Genomic DNA, 7,490 nt, shown 5'->3' with positions numbered 1-7,490 from the left:
GCCGGCCCCCGCCGGCCCCGCGGGCCCCGGCGCCGGTTCCAGCGTGACCGCTTCGCTCGCGCCCAGGTCCATCGCACCGCCCATGCCGGTGCCGGCGATCGCGCGCTCGGGCTCGTACGGCTGCTCAGGCATAGCGGATCCTCGGGTCGAGTACGGCGTACAGGAGGTCGACCAGGAGGTTGGCGACCAGGAAGACCAGGACGAGGACGGTCACGAAGCCGACGACGGTCTGGCTGTTCTGGCGCAGGATGCCCTGGTAGAGCTGGTAGCCGACGCCGTGGATGTTGAAGATCCGCTCGGTGACGATCGCGCCGCCCATCAGCGCGCCGATGTCGGTCCCGATGAAGGTGACCACCGGGATGAGGGAGTTGCGCAGCAGGTGCCGGGTGACGACCCGGTGCCGGGGCAGGCCCTTGGCGACGGCCGTGCGGACGTAGTCGGACCGCCTGTTCTCGGCGAGGGAGGTACGGGTCAGCCGGGTGACGTAGGCGAGGGAGACGGACGCGAGCACCAGGCCCGGCACGATCAGCTCGCCGAACGGGGCCTCCGCGGAGACCGACGGTCTGACCCAGCCCCATTCCACCCCGAGCAGCAGCTGGAGCAGCAGGCCGGTGACGAAGGTGGGCACGGAGATCACCACCAGGGTCAGCAGCAGCACGGTGGTGTCGACGGGCCGTCCGCGCCTCAGGCCGGTGAGCACGCCGAGCGTGACGCCGACGACGACCTCGAACAGGACGGCCACGACCGTGAGCCGGATGGTGACGGGGAAGGCCGTGGCCATCAGCTCGGTGACCGGCTGGCCGTTGAACGCCGTACCGAAATCGCCGGTGAAGACGTTCCCCATATAGGTGGCGTACTGCAGCCAGAGCGGCTCGTCCAGGCCGAACTCGTGCCGGAGCTGGGCGGCGGTCGCCGGATCGCACTGCCGTTCGCCGCACAGGCCCGCGACGGGGTCGCCCATCACGTTCACCATGAGGAAGATCAGCAGGGTGGCGCCGACGAACACCGGGACCATCTGCAGCAGTCGCCGGACGACATAGCGTCCCATGACGGCTCAGCCGACCTTGATCTCGTTGTAGACGGGGACGCTGAAGGGATTGAGCGCCACGCCGGACAGCCGCTCGGAGTAGCCGGCGCTGCCGTTCTGGTACCACAGCGGGATGGCGGCCATGTGGTCCCGGACGACCTCCTCCGCCCGCTGGAACAGCCGGACGGCCCTGGCCTGGTCGGTCTCGGCGTTGGCCTGGTCGACGAGCCGGTCGAAGTCCCGGTTGGACCACATGCCGTCGTTGGAGGAGGCGTCGGTGTAGTACAGCGGCTGCAGGAAGTTCTGGATCAGCGGGTAGTCCATCTGCCAGCCGGCCCGGAAGGGGCCGGACATCTTGTGCCGGCCGATGCGGTTGCGGAAGTCGGCGAAGGTGCCGACGGGGTTGCCGACGCAGGCCTTGCTGTCGCCGAGGGCGTTGTTGATGGAGTTGCACACGGCGTCCACCCATTCCTTGTGCGAGCCGGTGTCCGCGTTGTAGGTGATCCGGACCTGGCCGCCGGGGATCCCGCCGCCCTCCTTGATCAGTTTTCTCGCCCCGGCCGGGTCGTAGGAGCAGGCCCTGCCGCACAGGCCGGCCCGGTAGCCGCCGTCGGCGCCGAGGACGGGCGAGGTCCAGTCGGTGGCGGGGGTGCGGGTCCTGTCGAAGATCGTCTCGGTGATCTGTCTGCGGTTGATCGCCATGGACAGGCCGGTGCGGACCTTCTCCGCGCCCGGCTTGCTCCAGGCCTTGTCGTAATAGGGGAAGGCGAAGGTCTGGATGATGCCGGCCGGGGCGTTGATGTAGCGGTCGCCCAGGTCGCTCCTGACGTTCTTCAGCTGGGCGGCGGGCACGTCGTCCACGAGGTCGAGGTTGCCTGCCAGGAGGTCGGTGTAGGCGGTGTTGTTGTCCGTGTACACCACCAGGTCCACGCCGCCGTTGCGGGCCTTGTCGGGTCCGGGGTAGCCGGCCCACTTCCGCAGGGACATCTGCGAGCCCTTCCGGTAGGACTCGACGGTGTAGGGGCCGTTGCCGACGGGCTTCGCCAGCCAGGCCGCGTGGTGGGTGAAGAACACGCGGGGCAGCGGGGCGAAGGCGGCGTAGCCGAGGGTGTCGGGGAAGCCGGAGAACGTCTGGCGCAGCCTGACGGTGAACGTGTGGTCGTCCACCACCTTCAGCCCGGACAGGGTGTCGGCGGTCTGCGTGCCGCTGCTGGGGTGGACCTTGTCGTACCCGTCGACGTAACCGAAGAAGTAGGCGTTCTTCTGGTGGTGCTTCAGGCTCGCCCCGTAGTTCCAGGCGTCGACGAAGGAACGGGCGGTGACCTTCTCGCCGTCGGAGAAGGTCCAGCCCCGCTTCACCCGGATCGTGAAGTTCCGGGAGTCGTCGGTGTCGATGGACTCGGCGAGCATGTCGGTGGCCTTGCCGGTCCTCGGGTCGTACTTCTTCAGGCCCCGGAAGATCATGTCGAGGACCTTGCCGCCCTGCACCTCGTTGGTGTTGGCCGGCTCCAGCGGATTCTGCGGGTCGCCCCAGGAGGAGCTGAGCACCGCGCCGCCGGCGCCGCCGGCCGGGCCGCCGCCCCCGCAGCCGGCCGCGGCGAGCGCCACCGCCAGCGCGCAGGCGGCCCCTCGGGCGCGCGTGACTCCCCGCATGCCGTGCCTCCTCCGTGCGCACTGGACCGGTACCGGCCGCCAGCGAGACCGGTACCGGTCAATATCGCCATATAAGCCATGTATCGCATGTCCGCCGCCCGATTGAGCGGCCTTTGGGGGGACAGGTCATCCGAATGCAGGCACCGCCCGTCCGCCGCCCTGATGATCTTTGCGGGCCGAGCGCAATAGATCTTCGCGCAACGATGCCGAAACGTTGGATTGAGGCAGGGAGATGTACGCATTTCGACACTCCACCGTCCGCATATCGAACTCCTTGCCCGAATGGTCCAGTTAGTCCGATGTGAAGCACGGATTGATTACAGCGCGCTACCCGCGTAGCTACGGAATGATCAAGGAAGAGCAAAGAAGGTAAAGACACAACCAAGGCGGCCGAGAATTTATTGACCTTGAATGAATTGCGTTGAAAAAGTCCGGCGTAGCCCGTAGGGGAGCGCCCTGCGGAGCCTTGACCCACAAGGCACGGAGCATCATGACCCCCGCAACCCCTTCCCCGGCCGCCCCACTTGAGGTGGCCGACGAAGACAGCCCCGCATCGGCGAAGCCCGACACCCTCAAGGGCAGCGAGAGCCGTTCCCCGGGACGGCTGGCCTGGACCCGCTTCAAGCGGGACCGGACGGGCGTCATATCCGCCTTCGTGGTGATCTTCTTCTTCGTGATCGGCATCGCGGCGCCGCTCATAGCCAAGCTGTACGGCAAGGACCCGTACACGACCTACGGCATGAACACCCCGGGCCTGCTGAACGAGTTCAACTTCCCGATCAAGCCCAACGGCGGCATCAGCTCCGACTTCTGGTTCGGCATCGAGCCGCAGCTCGGCCGGGACGTCTTCACCTTCCTGCTGTACGGCATCCGCAACTCGCTGCTGATCGCGACCGCCGCGGCCCTGCTGACCACCCTGCTCGGCGTCGTCATCGGCATCACCGCGGGCTACCTGGGCGGCAAGACGGACTACCTCGTCGGCCGCGTGATCGACATCCTGCTGGCGTTCCCGCAGACGCTGTTCTTCATCGCCTTCTGGCCGGTGGTCATGGCGATCTTCGTCTCCGACGAGGAGAACACGCCGGTCTGGCTGATCGTTACCAGCCTCATCCTCGTGATGACGGCCTTCGGCTGGGCCTCCATCGCCCGTCTGCTGCGCGGTGAGGTCCTGGCCCTGCGCGAGCGGGAGTTCGTCGAGGCGGCCAAGGTGACCGGTGCCTCCCCGGCCCGCATCATCTTCAAGGAACTGTTGCCCAACCTGTGGACGCCGATCCTGATCCAGTCCACGCTTCTGCTGCCCGCGTACGTCACGGCGGAAGCCGGCCTGGCGTTCGTCGGCGTCGGACTCGCGGACCCCACCCCCGACTGGGGCGTGATGATCCAGAACGGCGCCCACTTCTACCAGGACGACATCACCTTCATGCTCTTCCCGGGCCTGACGATGGTGATCTTCGTGGTCGCCTTCAACCTCCTCGGCGACTCGGTCCGCGACGCCCTGGACCCCAAGACCAAGCGCTGACGCGTCATCCCCGGCCACGGCGACGGGGCCCGGCCGGGGTCCTGCACCACTTCGTTCCTCCAGCAGAACAGGCCAGCCATGTCCTTTTCCCGCAGAAACTTCCTGATCGCCACCTCTGTCGCGGCCGCGGGCTCGACCGTGCTGTCCGCGTGCAGCAGCGGTGACGGGGGCGGCAGCGGCGGCACCCCGAGTGCCGGCGCCACGGAGTACACCGGCGCCAAGGTCACCGTCGGCACCGCGGCCGACTCCACCGGCCCGGCCCCGGAGATCCCCGGCGCGAAGACGGGCGGCACGATCTTCGGCCTGGCCCCGGACGACTTCTCGCACCTGGACCCGCAGCGCATCTACTTCGCGTACAACTCCACCGTCGCGCTGCTGCTGCACCGCTGCCTGACCGGCTACAAGATCGACGCCGCCGGCAAGCAGAAGCTGGTCGGTGACCTGGCCACCGACACCGGCAAGGCCTCCGACGACAACAAGACCTGGACCTTCACGCTGAAGGAGGGTCTGAAGTGGGAGGACGGCAGCGAGCTGACCGTCGAGGACGTCCGCCACGGCTTCGAGCGCGCCTGGGCGCCGTTCGTCACCGAGGGCGCCGACTACGCCCAGCGCGCGCTGACCGGCAAGGGCGGCAAGTGGCGTGACACGTACGAGGGCCCGTACAAGGGCAAGCACCTCGACTCGATCGTCACCGACAAGGCCAAGCGGACCATCACCTTCAAGCTGGCCGAGTCGAAGCCGGACTTCAACTTCACCCTGGCCATGCACTCCTACGCCGCGGTGCCGGCGAAGCTGGACACCAAGGAGAAGTACGACAAGAAGCCGGTCGCCTGCGGCCCGTACAAGATCAAGGCGCACACCACCGACAAGTCGATGGTGCTGATCCGCAACAAGCACTGGGACCCGAAGACCGACTCGATCCGCAACGCCTACCCGGACGGCTTCGAGTTCCACTTCGGTGTCGAGACGCTGGACGGCGTCGACCGCCTCATCTCCTCCCAGGGCGACGACGCCTACGCGGTGTCCATCTACAAGGGCGTCCCGGCCGAGCGCATCCAGAAGGTCCTCACCGACCCGGACCTGAAGAAGCGCACCTTCAACGGTCTGCTGACCGGCACGTACTTCTACTGGATCAACATGAAGCGCGTGACGGACCTGAAGGTCCGCCAGGCTCTGATCCACGCGTGGCCGCTGCAGCAGATCCGGCAGATCTACGGCGGCCCGTCCGCCGGTGACTTCGCGTCCTCGATCCTCAGCCCCGACATCATCGGTTACGAGAAGACCGATGTGTACAACAAGCTGAAGAAGCCGCAGGGCGACCCGGAGGCCGCGAAGAAGCTGCTGAAGGAAGCCGGCAAGGAAGGCCAGAAGATCGTCTACGCCTTCCCGAACGACCCGACCTACAACAAGACCAAGGTCGTCATCGAGAACGCCCTCAAGGCGGCCGGCTTCACCCCGATCATCAAGCCGCTGGAGTCCACGGCGTACTACGACGAGGTGCAGCAGATCGACAACAGCTACGACGTGATGTGGGGCGGCTGGTCCCCGGACTGGCCGACCGCCTTCACGATGATCCAGCCGCTGCTCGACGGCGACGCCATCGGCAACGGCAAGAACAACGTGTCGCAGACCGACGTCGACTGGATCAACGAGGGCATCAAGAAGAACGCCGTCATCCCGGACCAGCAGAAGGCCGGCAAGGAGTGGGCCGCGCTGGACAAGCGGATCATGGAGGAGGTCGCCCCGATGATCCCCGAGACGTACCAGCGCCGCTTCTACGTCTACGGCAACAAGGTCGGCGGTGCCCAGTTCGACCCGAACTTCTCCGCGACCCTGCTGTACAAGACCTTCGTCAAGGCCTGACGTACGGCCCCCTAGGCGGGGCGGCCCAGGCGCCGCCCCGCCGTCTCACCCCCCTACGGCATCCGTCAGGAAATCCCAACTGCCATGTTCCGCTTCCTCGTCCGCCGGATCCTCGGCGCCGCGGTGATCCTGCTGATCATCAGTGCCCTGGTGTTCGTCCTGTTCTACGCCGCTCCGCGCGACCCCGCCCGCATCGCGTGCGGCAAGGTCTGCACCCCTGAGACCCTGGCCCTGGTGCGGAAGAACCTGGCGATCTCCGACCCGCTCCCCGTGCAGTACTGGGAATGGCTCAAGGGCCTGTTCGTGGGGCGGGACTACAGCTCGTTCGGGCACTGTGACGCGCCCTGCCTGGGCTTCTCCTTCCAGAGCCGCGAGCCGGTGCTGGACACCATCCTGGACCGCTTCCCCACCACGGTCTCCCTGTCCCTGGGTGCCGCGGTCGTCTTCCTGTTCTTCGGTGTCGGCACCGGCATGCTGGCTGCCGTCAAGCAGGGCAAGGCCCTGGACAAGATCGCCAGCTCGGCCTCGCTGATCGCGTCCTCGATGCAGATCTACGTCGTCGGCGTCTTCGCCACCTACCTCCTGGTCGACCAGCTGCACCTGATGGACCGGGCCAGTTACACGCCGTTCACCGACAACCCGGGCAAGTGGTTCTCCGGCCTGCTCGTGCCGTGGCTGGTGCTGTCACTGATCTTCACCGCGAACTACACGCGTATGACGCGCTCCCAGCTGGTCGAGTCGCTCACCCAGGACTACGTGCGCACCGCCCGCGCCAAGGGCCTGTCCCGCCGCACGGTGTTCTTCCGCTTCGCCTGGCGCGGCGCCATGGGCCCGATCATCACCATCTTCGGCCTCGACCTCGGTGTGCTGCTCGGCGGCGCGATCATCACCGAGTCGACCTTCAGCCTCCAGGGCCTCGGCATGCTCTCGGTGAAGGCGGTCCAGAACCACGACCTGCCGGTGCTGCTCGGCGTCGTCCTGGTCGCCGCCGGCGCGATCGTCGTCTTCAACATCATCGTGGACGCCGTCTACGCCCTGATCGACCCGCGCGTGCGCCTCGCTTAAGGAGAGACCCATGAGCACCCCCTTCCTCTCCGTCCGCGACCTCAAGGTGCACTTCTCCACCGAGGACGGCATCGTCAAGGCCGTCGACGGGCTCTCCTTCGACCTGGAGAAGGGCAAGACCCTCGGCATCGTCGGCGAGTCCGGCTCCGGCAAGTCCGTCACCAACATGGCGATCCTGGGCCTGCACGACCCGCGCAACACCGCCCTCGACGGCGAGATCCTGCTCGACGACAAGGAGCTGATCACCGCCACCGAGAAGGAGCTGGAGCGGCTCCGCGGCAACAAGATGTCGATGATCTTCCAGGACGCGCTGGCCTCGCTGTCGCCGTACCACACCATCGGCGCGCAGATCGGCGAGACGTA

Annotated in this window: 6 protein-coding genes and 1 pseudogene; 4 read left to right on the top strand and 3 right to left on the bottom strand. The window is 67.0% G+C overall.

The window, feature by feature from the left end; all coding sequences use genetic code 11:
• The 3 genes and pseudogenes from IE312_RS39800 to IE312_RS13065 all read right to left on the bottom strand — a co-directional run.
• A pseudogene (locus IE312_RS39800) lies at positions 1–132 on the bottom strand (ABC transporter permease); the annotation flags it as partial.
• Positions 125–1,048 carry an ABC transporter permease gene (locus tag IE312_RS13070; RefSeq protein ID WP_189981356.1) on the bottom strand — a complete coding sequence of 308 codons (924 nt, stop codon included), beginning with the start codon at positions 1,046–1,048 and terminating at the stop codon, positions 125–127. The gene IE312_RS13070 and the pseudogene IE312_RS39800, both read right to left, overlap by 8 nt.
• A 6-nt stretch (positions 1,049–1,054) precedes the next feature.
• A complete protein-coding gene (locus tag IE312_RS13065; RefSeq protein WP_189981355.1) occupies positions 1,055–2,680 on the bottom strand; it encodes a peptide ABC transporter substrate-binding protein in 1,626 nt (541 codons plus the stop codon).
• A gap of 490 nt (positions 2,681–3,170) precedes the next feature.
• Between IE312_RS13065 and IE312_RS13060 the strand changes: the two genes are divergently transcribed.
• From IE312_RS13060 to IE312_RS39795, 4 genes are all read left to right on the top strand, one after another.
• The gene (locus IE312_RS13060) at positions 3,171–4,199 is read left to right on the top strand and encodes an ABC transporter permease (RefSeq protein ID WP_189981354.1); all 1,029 of its coding nucleotides are present in this window, start codon (positions 3,171–3,173) and stop codon (positions 4,197–4,199) included.
• A 78-nt stretch (positions 4,200–4,277) separates the two neighbouring features.
• The gene (locus IE312_RS13055; RefSeq protein ID WP_189981353.1) at positions 4,278–6,062 is read left to right on the top strand and encodes an ABC transporter substrate-binding protein; all 1,785 of its coding nucleotides are present in this window, start codon (positions 4,278–4,280) and stop codon (positions 6,060–6,062) included.
• Between the two features lie 84 nt (positions 6,063–6,146).
• A complete protein-coding gene (locus tag IE312_RS13050; RefSeq protein ID WP_189981352.1) occupies positions 6,147–7,127 on the top strand; it encodes an ABC transporter permease in 981 nt (326 codons plus the stop codon).
• 10 nt (positions 7,128–7,137) lie between these two features.
• A partial coding sequence (locus IE312_RS39795) for an ATP-binding cassette domain-containing protein (protein ID WP_229899636.1) occupies positions 7,138–7,490 on the top strand: 353 nt, incomplete at its 3' end.

The organism is Streptomyces capoamus (assembly GCF_014654935.1).
GTDB lineage: Bacteria > Actinomycetota > Actinomycetes > Streptomycetales > Streptomycetaceae > Streptomyces > Streptomyces capoamus.
The sequence above is the reverse complement of the archived record's forward strand: the minus strand, read 5'-3'. Positions and strand labels throughout refer to the sequence as shown.